The organism is Natronosalvus sp. KLKA75, assembly GCF_059736265.1.
Genome location: NZ_CM185522.1, coordinates 819,808 through 844,289, shown reverse-complemented (window position 1 = coordinate 844,289; position 24,482 = coordinate 819,808). Strand labels below are relative to the sequence as shown.

The following is a 24,482-nucleotide window of genomic DNA, read 5'->3' as shown; positions in this document are numbered from 1 at the left end:
TCCACCACATGTCGCTCGAGACGCGCGATCAGGCGTACATGGACTGCACGGAAGTCGAGGCAGCTATCGAATACGCGGAGATTGCCGCGGAGTACGAGGTTCCAGTCACTCTTTTTCTGACCGGTAAATGTGTCTACGAAGAGCGAAATCGGGTCCGTGAACTCGCGGAGATGCCGAACGTCGAACTTGGTGGACACAACTATTGGGCGTTCACGACGCCTGTTCACCAACTGTGGCGTGCCGTGGAGAAGGCCACCGGTGGTCGTCTCGGTTCGTGGAACGGTCCGCGTGCTTTCCAGGACTGGGAAATCGGTAAAACGGTAGCGGCGTTCCAGAAGATTGAGGCTCGTATTACCAGTTGGCGCGACCACGCATACCGGCATGACAAACATACGGTATCACTGCTTGCGAAACATGACTTTACCCATTTTTCTGACCCGGTCGAACCGGCCGGCCACGTCCGGAAAAATGGTGACGTCACAGTCGTCCCGGTAAATACGCCACCTGATCACGAACACCTCTATCACGCATTTCGAACGCCGGAGTTCGTTACAGATGCCGAGTTTGACGGTCCATTTGGGGGAGACTCATATTACCCGGATGAATGGGCTTCGTGGGTATTGGACCATACTGATGCCAGGCTCAAAGCGACCGATATCACGACATTGCTTCTTCATCCTGCTTGCATGTACTTGGTTGACAAGTTTGATCTGCTACGAACGATTCTCGAAAGAGTTATGAATGAAAATCCTGTTACCATCTCCGAGGTTGAGGTTAACGAGTCCAAAATTTAGAAAAGAGGCTACTCTTTGTATCGACCGTATCACACATGTTACGTAGCTCCGCGACGATTTCTTGTCCAACTTTATCCGGGTCACTTACTTCGCTAACGTATGCCCGAGCGTTCTGAATTATTTCTTCGCGTTGTTCTTCGTAAAGCAACTGTGTGATAGCTCTGGTCAGTTCCGGATCGGTGGGCGAAGCGACTAATATGCCGGTTTCACCGTCGGTAATCTGCTCACCCAGGCCTTCGCAGTCGTTTGCCACGACTGGGCAGCCGGCGGCCATCGCCTCTTGGATGATATTTCCGAAACCCTCCTCGTATGAGACGTACACCATCGCATCTGCTGCAGCATATAGACCTTGAACGTCGTCAATGAATCCCAGAAAGTGCACCTTATCTCGGACATCATTCGAAAACGACGAGTCAATATCATTCTTGAGAGGTTCTAAATATGTTCCATCCCCTGCAATAATAAACTGTAAATCTTCATTGTCGTTTAGTATTTGCTCGATCTGAGGTAACGCATCTCTGAGCGCTTCGTACTTCTTTCTGAAGCGCAGGTTAGTAACGGTGATCAGGAGGCGGCTTCCATTGAGATTGAACTTTTTGCGGATAGCTTTTGGCGAGGCATCGGCGAAAGTATCATAAGCGAGTGGAACACCGATGGTGCCGATTCTGTCTGGGGTGGTCTCCGTATTCTTGATGATAGCACGTTCAACAGTGTTCGAAATCGTTAAATAACAATCTGATAGCCTAAACGTGATACGGTTTATGAATATTAATACGGTAATAAGGGCGATACCGCCATAATTCCGGTTAGTTACGTGCTCGCGTAACTTTTCGCGATTGATTTCCCAAATATTTCCACCAAGCCTAAGCGCGAACGGAATAGAATAGGCCACGGCAAGCAATGAGGCGATGAAACTTACGACGCCCGCGTGATCACCGATGACAATATCCACATTCTGATTCTTCAGTTCCCGTCGTCCATCCTTGGCCGTCATCACCGCTCGTTTTATCAGATTTGAGGAGGTGTTTGAAACTATAATAACATCTTCATTCGTTCGCTCAAGTGGGTTTGCAAGATTCTCTGTTCTATGGCCAGTGAATACAGCAATCTTCATTTATTTACTCCTATCGCATCGCTCTACAACAGCATAGTCTATGATAGTATTTGTGCTAATCACGGTTCGAATACACCGCTTTTTCATCGAACGGCTCTTAGAATTCCGCATCCACTCTCGTCTGGAGTCGCCTCAATGTTAAACCCATTTTCGAGGAGAAGCGAGTGGACGGCTTCGTCGTCAACACCGTGTAGTTCGCAATATATCCGTCTGACACCCTCAAGAATACCATCCATTCCCTTTAGGACCGATAGCTCAGCCCCTTCAACATCAACTTTAATGACTGTTGGTTTAGGCACGTTCTGCCCCGCTAGTTCGTCTCCACGGACACACTTGACTGTGATTGTATCACCATGCTGCCAATCTGAGAGCAACGAGCCCCGTCCTGCTCCAGCAGTTGCCCGATTGTCGAGCGTAAATTCTCTCGGCCCGGCAGATTCGGCGAGAGCTCTATCGACAACATGAGCCTGAAGATCGTTGAGCGCGAGGTTTTTTTCGATGGTTTCGACGTTCTCCTGCCAAGGTTCAATTGCGACAGTCTCCGCGCCGATCGTGGCGGCGAAGAGCGTATAGACGCCGATATTACTTCCAACGTCCCAGACACAATCGTCTGGGGTGAGATGTCGACAAAAATGTTCAATATTCGGTGATTCGTTATGGATTGCGCGGATGTGATCGAATTCACCGACGGTGCGATTGTGAATATCGACTGTGTGCGGCCCTATCGAGACAGATTTTGTGGAGGATGTGAGCGGCGCGAGCCGGCGAAACCGATCACGAGCACCCCAGAATAATTCATCAGCGGCCGAATGGACTCCTGTGGCACCGTTTGAACGGATCTCCGACACCGAATACCGAAGCCAATCGATGAATGTCATTGATCGATCACGGCGCCAAACTGACTACGCACCATTGTATTCCATCGGGGATTATCGTAGGATCTCTTGGACGTCATGCTCGTAATCATGGCTTTGATATTGTCAAGCAAAACCCTTTCAGTATCGTCTAAAGCTTCCGGTTTAACTTTACTCGCAACTACTGTGTTGTAGATTTATAATGATGTTTTAATCAATGTATCCGAGAGCTCTGAGTTGTTCTTCGTTTACCTCCGGGACTTCCGTTTCACCTTTATTCTCCTCGAATTCTGAAACCGGGTACTGGTGGGTCATTTCAGATGGCGATCCATAGGCCAACGCAGATTTGCCGAACGTTTGGACGAGTGGTAAAAACGAACGCGGCAATTGTGCTCTGTTCGCAGGCGCTTGCAACCCCTTGTAGAGTTTTCTGTGAATCGCAAAGATAATTCGTTCGAGCGGTGATCCAAACTGTTTGACAAATCCCCCGTTACTATCCCAGGCAGAACTGGCACTATACTCAACAGTTCCACCGTGAGCCCAAAAATCGGATCTAACAATACGGTTTGGATCGGGTGTGATTGTCCACAAATCAATACCATCAACGTTCGGTAAAGTACCTCGGTTAGTCGCGCTCATTGCTGTTGGAGCGAGGTCGGTCCCTGACGAGACCCATTCGAGGCGTTTCCCAGACGGAAGTCCTGCACCCATGAACACCGTTGGAACGCGGACTAATTCGGGACATATCGGGGAACCATGAGCGTATATCCCTCCCCTCTCTATTTCGCCGAGTAACTCGCCGTGATCACTCGTAAAAATGACGAGCGTATCCTCAAGGAGGTCGCGTTCCGAAAGCTGATCAACCGTATCGAGAAATCGATCCGCTGCAGTTTCTGCACCGCGTTTGTACATGTTCTCTAGTTGATCACTCTTTCCGGCAAAATGCTCGAAAAAGGGCGGTGAGCTATCCCACTTTACATTGAAGAAATCGTATGGAGCGTGAGCGCCCTTTTCGTGGACTACAATAGTAAATCCATCTTCGGCCTCATTGAGGTTATGTTGTTTTTCTAGATCGAGAACCCGATTCGGTGGTTTTTGTACAGGATCATCTATATCGACCCAGACGTTCCGCAAATCTAACCCTGCATTTGGTCCTTCAAGTAGTTTGGGCGATCGTTCGACAACGTCATTGAATCCCCAGACTCTATGTGTAGCGGGATATTGGCCAGTCATCATTGATGGAATGCTCGACGCTGTGTATGTACTCGCAGCGATAGTTGGCACAGTTACACCAAGATCTGATACCCGCTCCGGAAGGTAATCCAGACGAAGACTATCGACGATATATATCAGAACGTTCTCGACGGCATTTCCGTCGGCCAAATCTGAAATTCCTCCCATTGTTCCGTACTACAGAGGCCTATAAGATAAGCCCCGTGGTTATTTTGTGATGATGAGACAATGCTCCTCGATGAAAGGGATTGCTTTAGTAGGCGCTAAATCCAATTTGACATACTCACGAGGCCGATGAACAAACCACACGTACTCTTGATAACCGTGGACAGCCTTCGCTTTGATCGTTGTCCAAGACGTCCATATGGAACGGTCACAGCTCCGAACGTAGCCGAATTGAGCGAGGAAGCTATCACGTTCTCTCAGGCAGTCTCTAATGGACCGGCCACTCGTTCGAGCTTCCCAAGTATTTTGACAAGTACGCATCCGCTTGCTTACGGCGGTTATTCGTATCTCGACAACGCTAGACCGTTCATAGCGAAAACGCTTGCAGAAGAAGGATTCCAAACTGTCGGGTACCATTCTAATCCCCATCTGGGAGCTGATGAGAACTATGACATGGGCTTTAGCGAGTTTAGAGATGCCGCAGAAGGCTCAGAATCAATCGCTTCCACGAAAGATTTCGTAGAGCGGAGACTCGACACAGACACATGGCTCTACAAACTACTCCGCCGATTCTGGCACTACTTCACCATGTCGACAGGGACATCTGCTTACGCCAAGGCATCATCTATTACTGAAAACGCTCTTTCCTGGATAGATACCACTTGGGACGGTGAATCCTCATTTTTTATGTGGCTACATTATATGGACGTCCATTATCCGTTCTCTCCTCCGAACAAATATGTAGAACAAAATGGAGATACACCGATTCCAATGAGCCGAACTACCGAGCTTAATGGACGGATGCAGGAGGAGCCGGAAACACTCTTAGAGGAAGACGTTGATGACCTATTAACGCTATACGATGGCGAGGTCCGTTTTGTAGATGAGCAGATCGGGCACATCATCGAGCACTTGAGGAATATAGGTATCTACGAAGAGACCCTACTCGTGATCACAGCAGACCATGGCGAAGCGTTTGGAGAACATGATCGATTCGGCCACCATCCAAATCTATACGACGAACTATTGCGTGTCCCGCTAGTTATCCGAGTGCCGGGAACAGACTCACGTGACGTGGAACAACAAGTTTCGCTCGTAGACCTCGGTCCAACTATTTACGATATCGTCGACATCCCGATTCCCGATAACGTACAGGGGACGAGTTTCGCTCCCTTACTTCGTGGAGATACAATGGACGAACCAGTCGCATTAGTTACAGCGAAGGGTGGTGACCGACTTGCATGCAGGACCTCGCACTGGAAGTGCTTTTGGCGGCGAGACGACGAAACCGTCGAACTCTTCGATCTGAGGAGTGACCGTGAAGAGGTGATGGACGTAAGTACGGATAATCCTGAACATGTTTCTCGCTTTAAAGAGATTATGGAGGAGTATATAACCGAAGCCGAGGCGACTGACACTGACCTCCCGAAAATGTCGAAAAGTGATGAAGTCGAAGAACGACTAAAAGATCTCGGATATATCGACTAGGCGTGATCGAGCTGCCGAATCGGTTCTTAAACTCGGCTACCGCTAGCCGTGGTGACCTCGCCGTCTCGAATATCGCGGCGCTCATCCTCGACAACTGCCTAAAGCACTTCAACTAGCTCAAGAATTCGGAGGCGTGGTTTGTGACCATTGGCCAAGTCGACCTTTCAGGCCATCAAAGTACACTTGGCTATGATTGGCGGTCACAACCATTTTACCCGGGAGCGAGTCGATTGGACTGCTGACATACGGGAGTACGTATTTTAGGTTCTCATCGGAGGGCAAGCAATATTCATCGATTGTTTGGTCAGCCAGAATGGACATTCATTGAGGATATCTTCGAATAGTACGATCCTCACGAAAATCTATTAACCAATACATCGAATAACCAGATGTTGAGCCCATATTTTTCCTCCACCGACCTGATGATCATTACTTCGTATTGGGAGATACCAGTGACCAAGAGAATGCTTAGCAAATATGTCAAGGAGAATGCTACCGAAACAAGGATTAGCCAAACAAACGAGGCAGGAATTACTGGTATGACGAGTCCTGCAATAGCGATGAAGGGAAGAGAGATTAGAACAGGGATCAAGGTAGCAGATGAGAGCGGCGTCCGACCAGCGTAATAGCGAACCTGTATTGTTGCCAGCCCGTCACGGATAAGAAATGAGATCGCTGTTGCGACGGCGGCACCCATGATTCCGATTGCAGGAATCAGTATGACGTTAAAAACAATATTCGCTATCGCCGCGGCTGCGTTATTAAAAGAGAGGAACTTCGATTTTCCCAATGCTTGGAGGAGAGATCCGTGGACATTCAAGACATTAGTGATGCCGTATCCGATGGCTAATATTGTGAGGACAAGACCGCCTTCAGCATACTCGCCACCGTAAATTACACTAATGAACTCCGTTGAGAAGACGCCGAGCGGGAAAAAGGCACATACGCTTGCGATTACTAGCCAGCGAGTTATTGATTGGTACACCTCAATCATACCCGAGATATTCCCTTCTCCTTCAAGCCGGCTTGCCATCGGCGTTCCAATGAAGTTAAACGCGGTAGAGAACATCCCCATAAAACTCACGGCCGCGTACGCGACGCCGTAAACTCCAACCGCTGTACTCCCCAGAAAACGCAGAACGAGAAATATATCGGCACTTCTGTATATGAAGTTCGAGAGGCCGGTGATGGTAAATGGGAGAGAATATCGAAACACATCGGACCGGCGATCCTTATCGAGCGGTTTCGAGACCGCTGGAAGCGAACGATGGAGAAAATAGGCGGCAGCAACGAGACTGACGCCGTACGGGATCGCATATGCTGCAGCGAACCCGAACTGGTTGAGGCTTAATGTGACTGCTCCGACAATAAGCACTAGCCGAACGCTAGTGTGCAAGATGTTCTGAACGAACGCGTATCGTGTCGACTCCGATTGCCCACGTAAGCCGCTTAGTGCGACATTGAGAAGTGCAGCAAACGGAATTGCTGCACCGAAGACTCTAATGCTCGCTTCGACTGTTGGATCGTTGAATACGGTCGCCGCGATGAAGTCCGCATTGAGTGTAACTAGCAGCCCTAATGGTAGAGAGGCTATCACAGCCACGCTAAACGCAAACCGAGTAATCGCCCGCTTTTCCGAGTTATCTACCCGGGGAAGGTACCGTATCAGGCCCGAGGCTAACCCGAGGCCTCCAATAATCGCGCCCACGTTTAATAGCGCAGTCCCAGTCGTTAAACCGCCGAAACTGCTAACCGAGAGAAACCTTGCGGCGAGCACCTGCGCTATAAACGCGATAACTAGTTCGAGAAACAGCCCAACGTAGATGACGCTCGCGCCTTTGACCACGTCCCGGATTGCTTGATCGCTATCGCTCATCTGGTCACCCGATCACCTGTCGAAGAGCGCGTTCATATCGATCGTACAACTCGTCCCAGGAGAACCCTTTCTCGACGGCCGTTCGACCGTTCTCGCCGAGCCACTCACGTTCACGTTCGTCTGTCGCGAGGCGATCAATCACCGTCGCCAGTTGATCCGGTCGATGGGGATCACAGAGCAACCCTGTCTCGCCGTCCTGAACGATTTCCGGGACCCCGCCAACTCGAGTGGCCACGACCGGCGTTGCCGTTGCCTGCGCCTCGAGTATTACTCGCGGAAGCCCCTCAGTATGGGAGGGGAGAACGAACGCGTCGAACTCGTGGTACAGCGAGGGGATCTGCTCATATGGCACCGACCCGAGGAACGTAGCCGTTTCCCCGAAAATCTGCTCGAGTCGTCGTCGTTCCGGCCCGTCACCGGCGACGATCAGTTTGCAGTCAGCATCGACTGATTCGAGTGCGGTGGCGAGATCCTCGAGGCCCTTATACGGTTGAAGCCCGCCAACGTATCCCAGGCAGAGGCCACTCTCTTGAACCTCGATTCGGTTTTCGAATCGCTCGGAAAGCGTGGTCGGCACCAACTCCGGATTAAATCGGTCTACGTCGACTGCGTTCAGCACATTGAAGATACGATCCTCGTGGACACCGTACGTCTGAAGCTGAGAACCGATGTAATCACAGACCACGAAGTATCCGTCGTGAGGCGCACGGAGCCGTGTTCTGAAGGAAGCGAGGTCCAATCGCCCGAAGAGACTCTCCACCGGCGGGTCGAGGCTCGACCCGACGTGGACGACGTGAGGCACGCCGAGACTCCGTGCCGCGAGCAGTCCCGGAAGATACGTTTTCCGGGTCTTCGAGATGATGACATCGACGGCACGCCTCCGTCCGATTCGAATCGCTCGAATGAGCGTTCTGAGGGGCCCTTCGACGAATCGACACTGGGGGTCAACCGAAACCTGAAACGATCGTTCTGGCTTGGAGTTCCAGTCAAGAAGATAAACGTCGTGTCCTCGCTTTCGAAGTCCTGAAACGACATTTCGGACATGTATCGCACCACCTCGTACCATCGCATCGGAGAAAGAAATAGGCTCCTCGGTGAGGTAGAGGATACGCATTGTTTGAATATGCTGACGACTCGGCTAAATATCTCGCGGTCCAGTGTCTTCGGCTATGGTTAGTAATCGTTTAGGCCGATGGCCGTGACTCGAGGCTCTCATAGCTCCAGATCAAATCGAAATACCGCTTCATTCCCGCGACGAACGAGCCATTTTCCGTGATCGCGGCCTGGCGCTGATGGTTCGGAACGTCGGTCTCTTCAACCAGGAAGATCGCTTTCCCGGAATCGTACTCCATACTGGGATCGATAAACGTTCCGCGCCAGGGCAGTACCTCCTCACTGAATCGATATCGGATGGCGGGGTGTTCAGCGGCGATTCGATCTACGATATCCGCCTGTACCGCTGCTTTCTCCGGCGGAAGCTTACGGGGATCGAGGAACAACACCGAGACCTCGAGCCCTCGCTCGAGCGCGGTTTCGACCGTCGTTTCGATGTCCTCGAAGTAGGCGAAGCTGTTCGTAATCACGTAGACGGTTTCGGCCGCGTTCTGATAGAGCTGACGCGTCTCCGTCTCACTCGGGTCGCCGACGTCGACTACGTGAAAGAGTTCCGACGTCGGTGTCACGTCCTCGTTCGCTTGCTCGTACAGGGGCCCGAACGTCTCCAGAAACGTCGACTCGATGGAATCGATTTCGGTACAGTAGTCTTCGTACTCCTGGCGGCGATTCTCCTTCGCCCGCTCGAGAACGGTTTCCGGAGATTTCGGTTGATACTGCTTCGGCCGGCCGGGAATCACCTTGATGAAGCCGTAATTCGCGAGCGATTCGAGAACGCCGTACACGCGAGCCTTGGGGATGCCCGTCGCCTTTGCGATGTCCGGTGCAGTCGTTCGTCCGGCGCTCAAGAGATGCTCGAGTGCCGTCGCCTCGTACTCCTTCAATTCTAATTCCTGCAGCAAATCGGTTGGCTCGGTCCCCATAGCAGATATCCCACGGTTGGACTGTGAAACCGTAAAACCGTGTATTTATCCTCGAGCGATTCTGGTCTGAGGTCAGTAATTCAACGCTCTGCTCGCTGCAGGAGTTCTCGAACCGATTCTTCGATGGTGTGTCTTGGTGACCATCCAAGATGCTCGTCTGCCCTCGACGTGTCGACGGTGAAGCTTTCGACCATCGTTTCACCGCTTCGCGGGTTTTCGACGAGTTCGACGTCGACGTCGACGTTCAGTTCCTCTCGGGCGATCGCCTGAACGGTTTCCGCGACCGTCATCACGGAGGGATCCTCAGTGCCGGCAATCTCGTAAATCTCGGTGCCGGTATCGCCTGTCTCGAGTTGCTCGAGCAGCCGTTCGCAGCTGTGGATATACGCCCTGGCGACGTCTTTGACGTGGACGAAGTTTCTCGACTGGGTGCCCGGTTCGTACACCGTCAACGGCTCGTTCGACGTGGCTCGGTTGACGAAGAAGTTGATCACCGTCGGTTTCGAGACGACCGTTCCGTCGACCACGTGGTCGCCGTATAGGTTCGACTTGAGGAACAGATGGGCCGGAAACGCGCCGTCGGCCAGCGTGTCGATCGCGCATTCGCCGAGGAGCTTGGTTCGGCCGTACCAGTTGAGCGGGTCCCGTGGATCGTCCGCCGTAATCGGGAACGTGTCGGGGTCGCCGAGAACGGCCATGCTAAACGGGAACACGAGCGCAGATCCGTTTTTCCGACAGAACCACGCGACGTCGTTCGTTCCGGTGACGTTGACGTCGTAGGCGAGGTCGCGGTTGGTATCGCAGTCGTCGACCCCACTGATCGCGGCGAGGTGAAGCACGACGTCCGCTCCGTCGAGCGCCGATTCCAGCCGGTGACGATCTCGAATGTCGACGTGTTCGATGTCAACCGAGCCAACCGCGGAAACCTGACCTCGGTACTGGTTATCGATCGCGCGAACGGACCACTCGGGGTGCGTTTGTTCAAGCAGGTGAAGGACGCGGCTGCCGATGAATCCGGCCGCACCGGTGACGGCAATCGTCGGCGGTTCGTTCGTGTCGTCTTGCTTCGATGATCGTTGACTTGTCATAGTATCATTGCCTCGGATGTGATCGTTGTAACCGGTCTGCCAGATCCGAAATTCCCTCTCGTACGGTCCATTCCGACTCGAAGCCAGTTTCCGATAACCGGTCGAAGCTCACGTGATACGACGGCCCTGGGTGCTCGTCCTCCAGGTACGTGATATCGAGTTCCCGATCGAGTTCGTCTCGAACGAGTTCCGCGATGGTGGCGATCTGGTAGTTCTGGTCGTTCGCCCCCACGTTGTAGACCAGTTGCGGCCACGAGTTCGGGTTCAGCGCGGCGTGTGCGTAAGCTCTCGCGGCGTCTTTCACGTGAATAAACGGGCGCCAGTTACTCCCGTCACCGTAGACGGTAAGCGGTCGGTCGGTGAGCGCTCGGAACACGAAGTGGTTGATGACCAGGTTGAAACGAACACCCGGCGACCAGCCGTAGTTCGTGCTCATTCGGAGTGCCGTCCCGTCGAACCCGTACTCGTCGATTGCCTCGCGAAGCAACCCCTCGGATTCGACCTTGGACTCCGCGTACGGATTGAGCGGGTCCTGGTCGGTCGTCTCGTCGATGTCGGTGCTCGCGGTACGCCCGTAGTTGTTACACGACGAGGCGAAGACGACGTGTTCGATATCGAACTTCCCGGCAGCCGTGAGCACGTTCTCCGTCCCGTGGTAGTTGACCGCGAACGTCTCCTCACGGCGATCGTGCGTCGACGCTGCACCGGTAATCGCGGCGAGATGGATCACTCGATCGACGTCGCGCATCGCGTTCTCGACGTCACCGTACTCGCGGACGTCACCACGTCGAAACTGAACGTCATCGATGCGTCCGGCGAGGTTCGACGGCGAGCCAGTCGTCAGCGAATCCAGGACGCTGACGGTCCCCACGGCTTCCTCCTCGAGGAGGAGCGAAACGAGTTCGCTCCCGATGTACCCACAGCCGCCCGTCACGAGGACGTGCAGATCAGTCATCAGACGTCAGGACGCCGGGGAGGAACCGATCTTCGTGGGCCGTGACCGTCCGTTCGTGATCGACCAACGTTCCGAGAATCTGTCTGACGCCGTCCTCGAACGTCGTCGACTGGCCGTTGATCAGGTCCGCGTAGCGGTCGTGTTCGATCTCCATCTTGTGCGTCTCGTCCTCCTCGCGCGGGTTTTCGAAGTGTTCGACGTCGACGTCGAGATCGAACTCGTGGGCGACGGAGGCGATGGTTTCTGCAATCTCGACGATACTGATCGCTCGAGTTACCTGATTGTAGACGGCGAGACCGTCGTGGTCGGTCTCTTCGAGGGCGAGGCGCGCCAGCCCTTCGACCGCGTCCCCGAGGGCGATGAACGGCTTTCGCTGTTCGCCTTTTCCGTACACGGTCATCGGATAGCCAGCGATGGCCTGTGCACAGAATCGGTGGGTAACGACCCCGAAGTAGTAATCGAAGTCGAACCGGGTCGCCAGGTCGGGGTGTGCTGCGGTCTCTTCGGTTTCGGTACCGTACGTGATCGCCGTTCGCACGTCCGAGATTGGAATGTCGAACTGCTTGTGTGCCAGGCGCATATTTGCTGCGTCGTGCGATTTCGTCAGGTGGTACCAGCTACCGGCCATCGCCGGGAACGGGACGTCGTCTCGCTCGCCCTGGTTTTCCATCGTCGCCCCGCCCTCCGGAATCGGGAACGTGGGCGCCCCGTAGACGCCGGTCGTCGTCGTTTCGATAAAGTGGGTGTCCGAAAGCCCCGCTTCGTGCAGCCCCCAGAGCAGATTCCGCGTCGCCTGCATATTGTTGTGCTGCGTGTAGTTTGCCCGCTCGCCGTTGATCTGTGAGTACGGCGCGGACGGTTGTGCAGCGGTATGGACGATCGTCTCGGGTTCGTGAACCGAGAGCAGCTGGTCGACGAATGCTCTGTCGGTCAAATCACCCTCGACGAAGGAGAGGTTCTCGAGACCGAGCGCTTCTTCGGCCGCCTCCAGTCGCGCATCGATATCCGCGATCGGTACCGCTGTCGTCGATCCGACGGACTCTACCCACTCCCTCCTCGCGAAGTTATCGACCAGGACCACGCGGTCGTCGGTTCGCGATGCGATGCGCAGTGCGGTAGGCCAGCCGAGATATCCGTCGCCACCCGTAACCAGTATCGACATAGTTACTCATAATTTGAGTACATACCATATAATGCTTCTGCCATCGCCTGCGAGACCGAGGGAAAGTACTAAGACCTCGTGGAGAATTGAGTTACTCAGAAACTGAGTACCATGACCTCTGCAAACGATGAACCCCTGGCCGAGGATGAGCGAGACGATCGACACTTAGAGGACATTGCTGATGGGTGCGGGTGTACCGAAGTGTGGGAGCATCTAGCGCAGAAGCGAGAATCCGACTGACGGATCTGCTATAAAAGCGCCGAAGAATAGAGGAAACAACCGGATTACGACGCTTACAGTCCCAATTTAATCCGCAAACAACATGCTCCCGAGGCGAGAACTGAGCGCACGCTTCAGCGGGAACCAAACAGAACTGAGACCTCCAGATGCGGAGTATTCGGCCGAAAGGGTGCAGGGGCAGAGTCGACGAGAGTCGTTAGTAACGAACTTTGAAACGCCAATCGTGTTCACCATCGCTGCTAGTTAGTGTATGACAGAGGCCACGCTCGATGACGCTCGAGCCCTCGAGAAGCGAAGTTCCTGAACCTTACCGACCCAGTTTCTCCCGCCCGATCCGAATCCCGGTCGGGGTGATGATGAGCTGGTCGTCACCCTTCTGGACGATGTCGCCGTCGACCTCGCGGGCGACCTGTCGGAGTTCGTCGACGATGTGTTCGGTCGTGCTGTCCTTGGTGCGCAGGCGGGTGATGTCGGCGATGACGATGTCGCCGTCGTAGACGGCGTCTTTGATGTCGATGGCGTCAACCTGCCCCCCGATTTCGGCGATGTGGACGGACATTCCGGCGTCCCCGGTCGACGGCGTGACGTCGTCGAGGTCGAGTTCGACGTACTCGTCGGCGGTGCGCGTCTGCCCGCTGCCGAGGATCTTGCTCATTAATCCCATAGCGTCAATGGTCCCGCGCTGGAGTATAGTTCTTACGTCAGACGCTGTCTCGCGACTTCACGGTCCTCCCCGATTTCGTAACGGCAATACCAGCTTGTTGCAATCCACCTAATTGTTATTCGCCTATCAGATAGAATTCATTTTTCGGAGTATCATAAGAACATTTATATGGTAAAGTATGGTGAGTGTGGTCGTGGTTGATAATACCATGTCACGGGAACACATCTCACGACGAACGCTGCTGCACGGAGTCGGAGCTGGAGTCGCCGCGACGGCACTGGCCGGACAGGCGTCCGGACGGGGCGACGAGTATATCATCGGACTGCGAGCCAACAGCGGGTTCGAGGTCGCCAGCGAGCGAGCCAACAGTGTTCGGCTCGAGCTCGAGTTCGGCGACGTCGGCAAAGCGCTCTCGGGACGATTCTCCGAACAGGCGGTCGAGGCGCTCGAGAACAATCCGAACGTTCGCTACGTCGAGCAAAACGGTCGGATGCACGCCCTCGAGCAGACGACGCCGTACGGTATCGACCTGGTAGACGCCGACGTGGCGGTCGACAACGGCGAGACCGGCGCCGGCGCCAACATCGCGATCATCGACACGGGCATCGACGCCCAGCACGAGACGCTCTCGGCGAACCTCGGCGAGGGCTGGGCCGCGGGCGACGCGGAGTGTGACACCGGCTGTGGCGGCGGTCCCTTCGGCGGCGGCAACGACATCAGCGAGTGCCTCGAGGTCTGGGACGACGACAACGATCACGGGAGCCACTGCGCGGGGACGGCCGCCGCGGCCGATAACGGACTGGGCGTCATCGGCGTCGCCCCGGACGCCACCCTGCACGCGGTCAAGGTACTGGACTGTTCGGGCGGCGGCTCGTACGACAGCATCGCCGCGGGCATCGAGTGGGCTGCCGACCAGGGCCAGATCGACGTGTTGAGCATGAGCCTCGGTGGCGACGACTCGAGCGTCGTCCGCGACGCCTGTCAGTACGCCGACCAGCAGGGGAAGGTCATCGTCGCGGCGGCCGGAAACGACGGCCCCTGTTCCGACTGCGTGGGCTACCCGGCTGCGTACGACGAGGTCATCGCCGTCTCCGCGACCGATTCCAACGACGACCTCGCGGACTTCTCCTCGACCGGACCGGAGATCGAAATCGCTGCCCCCGGCGTCGACGTGCTCTCGTCGATCCCGCGCAGCGACTACGCCGAATTCTCGGGGACTTCGATGGCCTGCCCGCACGTCGCCGGCGCAGCCGCGAGCCTGATCGGTGCCGGCGAGGATCCCGCAAACGTCCGACAGCTCCTGAAAGACGGCGCCGAGGACGTCGGCCTCGCCAGCAACGAGCAAGGTGCGGGTCGGCTGAACGTGGCGAATTCGCTCGGACTCGACGGCGGTGACGATGACGACGGCGGAGACGGCGGTGACGGTGGCGACGGTGACACCGCACCCACCATCGACCAGTTCGCCGTCTCCACCAGCTCGAGCGGGCCCTGGTCGCGCGCGAGCGTCAGCTGGTCCGTCTCGGACGCCGACGGTGACCTCGCGAGCGTGACGACGGAACTCCTCTCGGGCACCAGCGTACTCGACAGCCAGACCACGAGCGTCAGCGGCTCGAGCGCCTCGGGCGAGGACGACCTGCGGACGCGTGACAGTCCCGACAGCGTCCGAGTGACGGTGACGGACGCCGCGGGCAACGAAACGAGCGACAGCCAGGCGTACTGAGCGGACGAGCCAGTTCGACCGTCCCTCGAGCACTCCCGGGCTGCCGGGAGACGTCCCTTTTTGCCGGCGGAGTACGTGCCCCCGGACGACATGACGTTCAGCATCTGCGTCCACGAGACGTACGAGGACGACGACGGCGAGGAACACGACCGGTTCGGCGTCGCCGTGACGACCCGGCTTCCCGGCGTCGGCACACTCTGCCCGTTCGTCAGCGAGAACGGGGCCGTCGCCACCCAGAGCCTGGTGAACGTCGACCTCGGTCGGCGAGGAATCCAGTACGTCGACGACGGACTCGCCGTCGAGGACGCCCTCGAGGGCCTGCTCAACGCGGACGAGGGGGCTTCGAACCGCCAACTCCACGGCGTCGACCGCGACGGCGAGTTCACGTTCTCGGGGGAAGACTGCAAGGACTGGTACGGACACATGAGCGGCGACGGCTACACGGTCGCCGGCAACCTCCTGACCGGGGAGTCCGTGATCGAGGCGACCGCGACGGCCTACACCGACTCGGGGGACGATGACACGCCGCTCGCCGAACGCCTGACCGACGCCCTCGCCGCCGGCCACGCCGAAGGGGGCGACAAGCGCGAGGAACTGCGGGTCCAGAGCGCGGCCGTCCGCGTCGCGACGACCGAGGAGCGCGAACTCGAGCCGTTCTACGACGACCTCCGGGTCGACGCGACCCTCGAGCCGATCGCGGACCTCCGGGAGACCTTCGACCTGGCACGGGAGGGCTACGAGACGGCACTCGAGAAGTACGAGGACGCCTACGAGGAGGACGACATCGACGCGAGCGAGGAGTGAGCCATCGCTCGAGGGTTGGATGTACCGTCGCTCGAGGGTTGGAAGCACGTAGGAGACCCGCAAACGCGAACAGGTCGAGCGTTATCCAGAAAAGGAGTAGAGGTCGTCGCCGACGTGGTGCAGCGAGTCGACGACCTTCCCCTCCTCGCCGACCATCTCCGTCCCCGAGACGCGAGCGCGCCCGATCGCCAGCACCTTGCCGTGGGACTCCTCGGCGATCAACACGAGGTCCCCCTCAGAGATTTCGCCGTCGGCTTCGGTGATCCCCGGGCGCATCACGTCCGCACCGTCGGAGACGAACGAGACCGCGCCCGCGTCGACGGTCACGATCCGGTAGTCGGGATCGTAGGCGTTCGCCCCGCGGACGGTCGGGAACGGCTCGTCGTCGAAGTAGGCGATTTCGGGGGCGCCGTCGACCAGGACGACCTCCCAGTCGCTGTCCTCGAACTCGACGCGTTCGTAGGTGTCGCCCGCGAGCGTGACGCCGAGACGGTTGGACACGGCCGTCTCGATCTCAGAGATGGCGTCGCTGCGGAGGTGGTGTCGCGATTTGACCTGCATACGCGCCACCACGGTCACGTCAGCTATAAAACGCCCGTCTCGAGGCCAGTTCGATCACGAGGTCACCGCCCGTCTCGGTCGTCAATCGTGACCGTCACACGTGCCGTGAGAATTGCTAAGTAGGCGCACACCAATAGCCGACGTATGTGGCTCTCCCGGTGGCGAACGGAGACCGTGACCTGCATCGCCTGCGGCGAGACGGTTCCGCGATCCGAGGCCCGCGAGTACGACAAGTACGGCAATCGCTGGGAACGCGAGGGCAAGACCTTCGAGTACTTCTGTAAACCCTGCGACGGCGACCTCTGTCGATACGGCCGTGACGGCCTCGAGGCCCAGCTCACCGACCTCGAGGCTGGCGAGCACTCCCAGGAGGCGTTTTTGCGGCGGTATCTGTGTTCGCTCGAGGAGCGCCGGCGGGTCGAGGAGCGGTGATCACGGGCCGCGCGGACGGTCGCAGGTGGGTGCGCGTCGACCTGAGGTCGATGTACATCGAACGCTAGAGGTCCGTCCGGTCGAACTGCAGATACCCCGCCAGCGGCGCGAGTATCACCCAGACGAGCAAGACTGCCACGCCGAACACCGACGGCGCATCCTCGCCGGCCCGGTCGAACACGTAGGCGTCGAGTACCCGTTCGTAGGCCACGCTCGGGGAGAGCGTCGCCACGTAGGGGCGCCACCACGGGAGTTCGTCGGGGAACTCGAGTCCCGAAAGCAGGTAGACGACGCCGTCGGGGACCACCCGCCAGACGAAGACGAACAGCATGAACACGCCGAAGGCACAGACGGCGGCCCAGGAGGGCGATCGGAGCAGTCCCGAGAGACCGATGCCGATGGCGACGTAGGCCAGTCCCAGACCGGCGGTGGCGAGCGTAAATCCGGCCAGCGCCGCCAGTGGAACCGTCGCGCCGAACCCGAGGAGGATCGCGACCGCGACGACGACGCCTAGGAGTAGCGGTGCGAGGAACACCAGGTACCGCCCGACCAGCGACCCGATCACGACGTCGCGTCGGTCGTGGGGCATTCCCAGCACGAGCGTGAGCTGGCCGCCATCGCGTCGCTTGACGATAGCCTCGTACGAGAGCATCAGCCCGGTAGCCGGGATCAGCACGATACAGAGCAACGAGAGCATCGTGACGAACTCGATCGGTTCGGGCGCCGAGAGGTAGTCGTGAACGCGAGCGCGTCGCACGTTCCGCACGTGAATGTAACCAAACACGCCGAAGACGAGCCCGAAGAGCGCCGCCATCGCGTACAGCTGGTAGTTGCGAATCGCGTCGCCGAACTCCTTGCTCGCGAGCAGTCGCCAGTTCATCGCTCGCCCTCCGTGTAGGAGACGAATAGCTCCTCGAGCGACGTCTCCGCGGTCGTAAAGTCGGTAATCGTCGCTCCCTGGTCGCGAATCGTATCCAGCACGTCGAGTTTCGCCTCCGTCGCGCAGGTGATCACGAGCGCGTCGCCGTCTCGACGCACCGAGGAGACGCCCGCGAGGGAGTCGACGGCCGCGACGACCGGTTCGAGGCCGACCTGTGCTCCTGGCGGTGGGTTCGATCCCGCCCCGACCTCGCCACCTGCAACGCGTTCACGAACCTCGCCGGCCGTCTCGAGTTCGACGACGAGTTCGCCGTCGCTCTCGTTAGCCGACCGGAGACCGTCGATGGTGTCGACGGCGATCAGCGAGCCCTGCCGGAGAATTCCCACTCGGTCGGCGACGGCCTCGACCTGCTCTAAGATGTGACTCGAGAAGAAGACCGTCGCGCCCCGGTCGCGTTCCTCGCGAACGATCTGACGCATCAGTCGGACGCCGTGTGGATCGAGCCCGGTCGAGGGTTCGTCGAGGATCAGGAGTTCGGGTTCGCCGACGAGGGCCATCGCTAGCCCCAGGCGTTGGGTCATCCCCTTCGAGTAGCCGATGGCCTTGCGGTCGGCCGCGTGGGCCACGTCGACGCGCTCGAGCAGGACGTCGGGGTCGTCGTCGGCGTCGTTGGCCGCGATGGCGTACTCGAGGTGCTGACGGCCGGTCATCGTCTCGAAGGGGGCGTACCCCTCCGGGAGAATGCCGGTCCGCTCGCGGACGGCGACGGGGTCGCTCGTCACGTCGTGACCCAGCACCTCGACCCGCCCACTCGAGGGGTGGGTGTAGCGCATCAGGATGTCGATAGTCGTCGACTTGCCGGCCCCGTTCGGGCCCAGGAAGCCGAAGACCTCGCCGGATTCGACCTCGAGGTCGATGCCGGCCAGTGCGGTGACGTCGCCATACCGTTTCGCGACGTCGTGGAGGGCAATCGTCGTCATCTCCACACACTCTCTGCTGGAAACATATAAATTCCAACGTGTTCTTCGCGAACTGGTTGATCGACTCGAGAGAGACGGAACGTGGTCGTTTCTGCACGGCGGCACAATACTATAAAAGGCATAGTAAATCACGGGTTGTGGTCGATGCTCGAGCGGGGGCAACTGCAGATGCTCAGGTGGGACGATTACAGATACTCGAACGCGGGCGACTGGCAGACGGCCAATGAAACCGTTCGCTCTCGCCGGGGTCGCGCTCCCGCAACGGCTAGCCGTTCTACGTGCAGGCGTCCCATACCGAGACCCGTTTTCTCCCGACTAGGATCACGAGGGCTGATCGACGTCGGCGAACTCCCCCGAAGGGAGCGACCCGGGCGAGGCCAGCGAATCCCCGATCGTTTTGACGAGCGAGATGAACTCGTGGGGGTCCACCGGTTTGACGAAGTACCCGTCCGCCCCCAGCTGATAGGTCTCCAGAACGTGGTCGTCTGACTGGGAGCCCGAGAGAACGAGTATCGGCGTCGAACGAAAGTCGGGGTCGTCGGTAATCCGCTCGAGCACTGCATTGCCGGTCAGTTTCGGCACGTTCAGATCCAACAGCACGAGGTCCGGTTTCGCCGCGGGTTCGTAGCCGTTTCGTCGATAGAGGTAGTCGAGCGCTTCCGCACCGTCGGTGACGACGGTCAGCGAACGCGGGACGTCGCTCTCGTCGAATCCGTTCTCGATGAGCCGAACGTCGCCGGGGTTGTCCTCGATTACCAGGATGTCGAACGGTTCCTCGGTCATTACTGTAAACCTGTGAACTACTGAGCCTGTGAGCTGTGAACCGATTTACGCCGCCGCGGGAAGAGTGAAGTAAAACGTCGTGCCGTCGCCCGGTTCCGAGTCGACCCAGATGTCACCGCCGTGGTGGTCGACGATCTTTCGACACAGCGAGAGCCCAATGCCAGTCCCCTGGAACTCATCGTTCGAGTGGAGTCGATTGAAGATGTCGAAGATTTGGTCGACGTACTCCGGATCGATACCGATTCCGTCGTCGGCGACCGAGAAGACGCAGCGGTCACCCCGTTTCTCGCCGGTAATCTCGATTCGAGGTATCTCGTCGCCACTGTACTTGATCGCGTTCGAGACCAGGTTCGAGACCAGTTGCTCGAGCTGGTGGGCCTCACCGCGGACCGCGGGTAACGGCTCGAGGTCGACTGTAGCATCGGTCTCGTCGATCTGCACCTGTAGATCGGTCAGCACGTCCTCGACGACGTCGTCGCACTCGACTCGCTCGAAGTCCGCCTCGTCCATGTCGATCCGCGAGTACGCGAGCAATCCGTTGACCATCTCCCGCATCCGGTCGGAGCCGTCCACGGCGAAGTCGATGTACTCCCGCGCCTCCTCGTCCAGGTCGTCCGCGTAGCGGGAATCGAGCAACTGGAGATAGCTCGAGATCATCCGCAGCGGCTCCTGTAAGTCGTGGGAGGCGACGTAGGCGAACCGCCTGAGTCGCTCGTTGGACTCCTCGAGTTCCGCGACCGTCTCGTTGAGTTCGGACCGCGCTAGAGCGCGGTCCACCAGCGTATTCAGCATTCGCTCGACGTCGCGGGTGGGTTCGTCGGGTTCGAAGAACTCCTCCGGCGGCGTGTAGTAGAAGTTGTGACAGACGGTGTCCTCGTACACCAGGTGCGGGTGCGTTCGGATAACGTCGACGAGCGTCTCGGGTGGGATGCGCTCGCAATCGTAGTGACAGAGGGCGATGCAGTCCTCGCCGCGAAAGAGGTCGTTGACGCGGCTCTCGTAGGCCATGAAGTCCTCGAGGGTCGCGTACTCGTCCAGGATGAAGTTCGTATTCGCGGTCACGCGAAGCGCCGGGTACTCCTCCTTCGCTTCCTCGATCGCGTCGGCGTACACCTCGAGCATGTCGTCGGGGTCGAAGCGCCCGGACCGGAGGTAGGTCTCCTCGAGCGAGTGGAACGTCAGCTGACCCGACTCGAGCGCCGCGTCGACGTCGACGTCGCCACCGCGGAGTTCCGCGAGGATTGCGGACTTCGGAAGGTCGTCGATGACGTACATGACCCGCTCGCCGCGCTCGATACCCTGTCGAATAAATGGGGCAACGGTGGCGAACCGTTCCTCGCGGGACCGGTAGAACAGCGCGATGTGCTCGCAGGTTTCCAGATCGTCGAGTCCGTCGAGCGGTTCGACCGTCCCGTGAAACGCCGGACTCGACCGAAGCGCCTCCAGTCCGCTTTCCAGGGTCAGCGAATCGACGGTGGCGGATTTCCCCGTCCGCAGTTCCTGCTGACGGCTCCGATCTGCCTTCTGACTCATTGTCACGTACCTCGATGTCTATCGGTAAGTAGCCTTTGCCTGTTCCCCGCCTTCCCTCCAAGAGAGTGGTAACATACGACACAATATGCCTTGTCACCCACTTGAAGCTCCCGGAGCGAATCGAGAATTGCAGCGGACCGTGTTTTGTTCGCACCGGTCGTTCCAGGACGCGTTCAGTTCCTCGACCACTTCGCACGGCTGGCACGAAACGCCGCGCACGCGTCCCGACACGACTTTGGCCCTCCTGTTCGTAGCCGAGGGTATGAGCGACGACGCACAGGCCGCAGCCGGCACGGCCGAGGGGCAAGGTCCCGTCCAGATCTCCGAAGACCTGGCCCGCCACCTCGAGAACAAGCGCGAAGACCTCTTCGAGAAGTTCGAGATCCGCGACGAGTTCCCCGCGAGTGTTCTCGAAGAGGCCAAGGAATTGACCGAAGATCCACAGGCGGACATCGACGCGGAACTTGAGCACCGGCGTGACCTCCGGGACATGACGACGTGGACGACCGACCCCATCGACGCCCAGGACTTCGACGACGCGCTCTCGATCGAAGAGCGCGAGGACGAGTACGTCCTCTGGGTTCACATCGCGGACGTGACCCACTACGTTCACCCCGAATCCGAGATGTGGAACGAGGCCGTCGAGCGCGGCAACACGGTCTACCTGCCCGCCTACACCATCCACATGCTGCCGCCGGTGCTGGCAGAGTCGGTCTGCTCGCTCGTGCCCAACGAGGAGCGACTGGCCCACACCGTCGAGATGCACCTCGACAAGGAAACGCTGAGCTACGAGTCCATCGACATCTACAAGTCCGTCATCGAGTCCGACGAACGGCTCACCTACTCGCAGGCCGAACAGCGACTCGAGGACCCCGACGCACCCCTCCACGAGGAGAACGCGCTCGTCTACGAGGTCGCCAACGAGATGCACGAGATCCGCAAGGAAGACGGCTCCCTCGTCCTGAACCCCAGCCGCGACCGCGCCCACACCATCATCGAGGAGTGCATGCTCAAGGCCAACAAGGCCGTCACGCACGAACTCATGTGGTCTCGCGGCGTCGAGGCGATGTACCGCGTCCACCCCCAGCCGACGCCCGACGAGTGGTCGAAGGCCCTCCAGGAAATCCAGGACCTCGACGGCGTCTCCATCCCCGGCGACACCTGGGACGAGCCCCGGAAGGCGGTCAACGCGACTCTCGAGACCGCGCCGGGCCGACAACTCGACAAGATCCAGTGGGCCGTGATGAAGGTGATGCCCCGCGCGAAGTACATGAACGACCCGTTCGGCGGCCACCACGCGCTCAACTTCGAGATTTACGGCCACTTCACGAGCCCCATCCGCCGCCTCTCGGACCTGATCAACCACTGGATCGTCTACCAGAACGACGTGCCGGAGAACCTCGTCGCCCTCTGTGACCGGGCCAGCGACAAGCAGAAGGCCGCCGAGACCTGCGAGCGCGAGTACAAACAGTTCCTCCAGGAGGTCGGCCTCGATCCGATGGCGGTGAACAACCGAGGGCTCGAGGTCGTCGAGGACGCTGAAGAGGCAGACAATACGCTGTAAACTACCCCACCCTACTCCCTCGGCGCAGACGCGCCTCGGTCCTCGAGGGTGGGGTTTTGATGTGGACTCCCGGAAATCAGTCGCCGGCAATAGGCCGGTGGCTCTTGCCGTTCACCGTCCCACCATTCACACGCAGGTCTACTTCTGCGTCTCCGCTCCCCGACGTGGGCGAGGAACGGAGTCTGTGTATCCGCTTCCGGGCGTAGCGTAGCCCGATGTTCTTCGCTCCGTTGTAATCCGCGTTCACCTCGTACCCGCACTTCGCACAACAGAAGCGTTCTCCGTGTCGGTTGGCTTCGTTCGTGAACCCACAGTCCGTCCGAGAACAGCGTTGGGACGTGTGGTTCGGCGCGACTTGTTCCACGGAGACGCCTTGTTCAGGCGCTTTGTACTCCACGTACTCGAAGAGGCGTCGGAACGCCCAGACGTGGTGCCACTTCGCCTGTGGAAGTTGCTCGCGTATGTCGGTCAAGTCCTCGAACGCGATCACGTCGCAACCGCGTTCGACGGCTTCCGTGACGATTTCGTTGGCGACGGTGTGGATGTACTGCTTGCGCCACGCTTCTTCGCGTTTCCCGAGTCGAAGCAAGGCGTTGTGTGCGGCTTGCGTGCCGCGCTGTTGCATCGCTCTACGTCGCTTCTCGAACTCACGACACCAGTGGTCGTACTCACTGCCCTGCCAGAACGTGCCGGTCGAGGAGACGGCGAGACTGTTGACGCCGAGGTCGATGCCGAGGACCGTTTGGTCGGGGTGCTCAGTATCTGCCAAGACCTCCGCGTCGTCGTCCCCAGAACGTGAAGCGTTCTGGTGTGCGGACGAGACGCGCGTCTCGTCAACGCCGTCCACCTCACACCGCCGGATCGAGATATTGAGGTAGAACTCGTCTGTTGCCGCGTCGTACCGAAGCGTACTCTCGCGGAACTCGTAGTCCTCGGAGAGAACGTACCGCTCGTAAGGCGTCGGACTGTCTGCCGGAAGAACGAACGAGGGTTCGACCCGACCTTCAACAGTTGCCAGCGACACCTTGTTCCGGTAGAAGGTCGCGCTCCGCGTGTCGTAGTCCATCGTTTCGGCGGTGAACGTCGGGCAAGAGACGCGCTGTCCCTTCTTCCAGCGTTCAACGACGCCTTTGATGGATTCGACAGCGCGACGTATCGCGGCCTGGACGAGTTGTGCCTGTAGGTCCGTCTCTTCGCGGAGGTCGGAGTAGAGCGCGTCTCGAACCCGCCGTTTGTTGATCCTGCATTCGGTGAACGAGGTTCCTGACCAACAGTAGTCGGCAGTTTGGTTCGCGCAGTACAGGTATTGCTCGGCGGTTCGATGGAGTGCGTCGCGTTGCTCGTCGGAAACGGCGAGTTTCACGACGGCGGTTCGACGCACGTCCATACTTCAGAGAAGACACGGCGGTACGTATACGTTCGGGAGTCAGTCGGTCGCAGTATGCTGGTTGTGTCGTCCCATGTCGGTTTCCTCTCCGGCCTACTCGCTTACTTCGTTCGCTCCTTGAGGCCGGAGGCTCCACCTTGAATTACGCTGAATTGCGGAAAACGCGGTT

The 24,482-nt window shown here is 58.2% G+C and carries 23 protein-coding genes; 7 read left to right on the top strand and 16 right to left on the bottom strand.

Annotated features, from left to right (window positions below):
• The first annotated feature begins 8 nt into the window (after positions 1 to 8).
• The gene (locus AC6I65_RS04075) at positions 9 to 794 is read left to right on the top strand and encodes a polysaccharide deacetylase family protein (RefSeq protein ID WP_497902791.1); all 786 of its coding nucleotides are present in this window, start codon (positions 9 to 11) and stop codon (positions 792 to 794) included.
• Here the strand turns inward: AC6I65_RS04075 and AC6I65_RS04070 are convergent.
• The 3 genes from AC6I65_RS04070 to AC6I65_RS04060 form a co-directional block, all read right to left on the bottom strand.
• Complete coding sequence (locus AC6I65_RS04070) at positions 775 to 1,908, bottom strand: glycosyltransferase family 4 protein (protein ID WP_497902790.1); 1,134 nt, start codon at positions 1,906 to 1,908, stop codon at positions 775 to 777. The genes AC6I65_RS04075 and AC6I65_RS04070 overlap by 20 nt on opposite strands.
• 83 nt (positions 1,909 to 1,991) lie before the next feature.
• Positions 1,992 to 2,786, bottom strand: coding sequence for an FkbM family methyltransferase (locus AC6I65_RS04065; RefSeq protein ID WP_497902789.1), 795 nt, complete (start codon positions 2,784 to 2,786; stop codon positions 1,992 to 1,994).
• Positions 2,787 to 2,972: 186 nt separating this feature from the next.
• Positions 2,973 to 4,163, bottom strand: a complete 1,191-nt coding sequence (locus AC6I65_RS04060) for a sulfatase-like hydrolase/transferase (protein ID WP_497902788.1) — start codon at positions 4,161 to 4,163, stop codon at positions 2,973 to 2,975.
• Between the two features lie 126 nt (positions 4,164 to 4,289).
• Between AC6I65_RS04060 and AC6I65_RS04055 the strand changes: the two genes are divergently transcribed.
• Positions 4,290 to 5,648, top strand: a complete 1,359-nt coding sequence (locus AC6I65_RS04055) for a sulfatase (RefSeq protein WP_497902787.1) — start codon at positions 4,290 to 4,292, stop codon at positions 5,646 to 5,648.
• 352 nt (positions 5,649 to 6,000) lie between these two features.
• Here the strand turns inward: AC6I65_RS04055 and AC6I65_RS04050 are convergent, their stop codons facing one another.
• The 6 genes from AC6I65_RS04050 to AC6I65_RS04025 all read right to left on the bottom strand — a co-directional run bounded on the left by AC6I65_RS04050 (position 6,001) and on the right by AC6I65_RS04025 (position 12,765).
• Positions 6,001 to 7,524 carry a flippase gene (locus AC6I65_RS04050; RefSeq protein ID WP_497902786.1) on the bottom strand — a complete coding sequence of 508 codons (1,524 nt, stop codon included), beginning with the start codon at positions 7,522 to 7,524 and terminating at the stop codon, positions 6,001 to 6,003.
• Between the two features lie 4 nt (positions 7,525 to 7,528).
• Complete coding sequence (locus AC6I65_RS04045; RefSeq protein WP_497903157.1) at positions 7,529 to 8,590, bottom strand: glycosyltransferase family 4 protein; 1,062 nt, start codon at positions 8,588 to 8,590, stop codon at positions 7,529 to 7,531.
• 118 nt (positions 8,591 to 8,708) lie between these two features.
• A complete protein-coding gene (locus AC6I65_RS04040) occupies positions 8,709 to 9,560 on the bottom strand; it encodes a TrmB family transcriptional regulator (protein ID WP_497902785.1) in 852 nt (283 codons plus the stop codon).
• Positions 9,561 to 9,640: 80 nt separating this feature from the next.
• On the bottom strand, positions 9,641 to 10,648 hold the full coding sequence (locus AC6I65_RS04035; protein WP_497902784.1) for an NAD-dependent epimerase/dehydratase family protein: 1,008 nt from the start codon (positions 10,646 to 10,648) through the stop codon (positions 9,641 to 9,643).
• Positions 10,649 to 10,652: 4 nt separating this feature from the next.
• A complete protein-coding gene (locus AC6I65_RS04030) occupies positions 10,653 to 11,603 on the bottom strand; it encodes an NAD-dependent epimerase/dehydratase family protein (RefSeq protein ID WP_497902783.1) in 951 nt (316 codons plus the stop codon).
• The gene (locus tag AC6I65_RS04025; protein ID WP_497902782.1) at positions 11,596 to 12,765 is read right to left on the bottom strand and encodes an NAD-dependent epimerase/dehydratase family protein; all 1,170 of its coding nucleotides are present in this window, start codon (positions 12,763 to 12,765) and stop codon (positions 11,596 to 11,598) included. The genes AC6I65_RS04030 and AC6I65_RS04025 overlap by 8 nt, the downstream gene beginning before the upstream one ends.
• A gap of 111 nt (positions 12,766 to 12,876) precedes the next feature.
• Between AC6I65_RS04025 and AC6I65_RS04020 the strand changes: the two genes are divergently transcribed.
• The gene (locus AC6I65_RS04020) at positions 12,877 to 13,005 is read left to right on the top strand and encodes a DUF8595 family protein (protein ID WP_497902781.1); all 129 of its coding nucleotides are present in this window, start codon (positions 12,877 to 12,879) and stop codon (positions 13,003 to 13,005) included.
• A gap of 307 nt (positions 13,006 to 13,312) precedes the next feature.
• Here the strand turns inward: AC6I65_RS04020 and AC6I65_RS04015 are convergent, their stop codons facing one another.
• Positions 13,313 to 13,669, bottom strand: a complete 357-nt coding sequence (locus AC6I65_RS04015) for a cell division protein SepF (RefSeq protein WP_253433197.1) — start codon at positions 13,667 to 13,669, stop codon at positions 13,313 to 13,315.
• Between the two features lie 193 nt (positions 13,670 to 13,862).
• On the opposite strand from AC6I65_RS04015, the gene AC6I65_RS04010 reads away from it, so the two are divergent.
• Positions 13,863 to 15,389 (top strand): S8 family peptidase, encoded by a 1,527-nt coding sequence (locus tag AC6I65_RS04010; protein WP_497902780.1) that lies wholly within the window; start codon positions 13,863 to 13,865, stop codon positions 15,387 to 15,389.
• A 90-nt stretch (positions 15,390 to 15,479) separates the two neighbouring features.
• The gene (locus AC6I65_RS04005; RefSeq protein ID WP_497902779.1) at positions 15,480 to 16,193 is read left to right on the top strand and encodes a DUF1028 domain-containing protein; all 714 of its coding nucleotides are present in this window, start codon (positions 15,480 to 15,482) and stop codon (positions 16,191 to 16,193) included.
• A gap of 81 nt (positions 16,194 to 16,274) precedes the next feature.
• On the opposite strand, the gene AC6I65_RS04000 is transcribed toward AC6I65_RS04005, so the two are convergent.
• A complete protein-coding gene (locus AC6I65_RS04000; protein WP_497902778.1) occupies positions 16,275 to 16,754 on the bottom strand; it encodes an RNA-binding protein in 480 nt (159 codons plus the stop codon).
• Positions 16,755 to 16,898: 144 nt separating this feature from the next.
• Here AC6I65_RS04000 and AC6I65_RS03995 point away from each other — a divergent pair, with 144 nt between their 5' ends.
• Entirely contained in the window at positions 16,899 to 17,186 is a 288-nt protein-coding gene (locus tag AC6I65_RS03995) for a DUF7562 family protein (RefSeq protein WP_497902777.1), read from the top strand.
• Positions 17,187 to 17,250: 64 nt separating this feature from the next.
• Here the strand turns inward: AC6I65_RS03995 and AC6I65_RS03990 are convergent, their stop codons facing one another.
• From AC6I65_RS03990 to AC6I65_RS03975, 4 genes are all read right to left on the bottom strand, one after another.
• On the bottom strand, positions 17,251 to 18,066 hold the full coding sequence (locus AC6I65_RS03990; RefSeq protein WP_497902776.1) for an ABC transporter permease subunit: 816 nt from the start codon (positions 18,064 to 18,066) through the stop codon (positions 17,251 to 17,253).
• On the bottom strand, positions 18,063 to 19,046 hold the full coding sequence (locus AC6I65_RS03985) for an ABC transporter ATP-binding protein (protein ID WP_497902775.1): 984 nt from the start codon (positions 19,044 to 19,046) through the stop codon (positions 18,063 to 18,065). Before AC6I65_RS03985 ends, AC6I65_RS03990 begins: the two co-directional genes overlap by 4 nt.
• 321 nt (positions 19,047 to 19,367) lie before the next feature.
• The gene (locus AC6I65_RS03980) at positions 19,368 to 19,829 is read right to left on the bottom strand and encodes a response regulator (protein ID WP_497902774.1); all 462 of its coding nucleotides are present in this window, start codon (positions 19,827 to 19,829) and stop codon (positions 19,368 to 19,370) included.
• Positions 19,830 to 19,874: 45 nt separating this feature from the next.
• Positions 19,875 to 21,362 (bottom strand): sensor histidine kinase, encoded by a 1,488-nt coding sequence (locus AC6I65_RS03975; protein WP_497902773.1) that lies wholly within the window; start codon positions 21,360 to 21,362, stop codon positions 19,875 to 19,877.
• 262 nt (positions 21,363 to 21,624) lie between these two features.
• Here AC6I65_RS03975 and AC6I65_RS03970 point away from each other — a divergent pair, with 262 nt between their 5' ends.
• A complete protein-coding gene (locus AC6I65_RS03970) occupies positions 21,625 to 22,926 on the top strand; it encodes an RNB domain-containing ribonuclease (RefSeq protein ID WP_497902772.1) in 1,302 nt (433 codons plus the stop codon).
• 76 nt (positions 22,927 to 23,002) lie between these two features.
• Here AC6I65_RS03970 and AC6I65_RS03965 read toward each other — a convergent pair whose 3' ends face one another.
• Complete coding sequence (locus AC6I65_RS03965) at positions 23,003 to 24,313, bottom strand: RNA-guided endonuclease InsQ/TnpB family protein (protein WP_497902771.1); 1,311 nt, start codon at positions 24,311 to 24,313, stop codon at positions 23,003 to 23,005.
• Positions 24,314 to 24,482 lie beyond the last annotated feature (169 nt).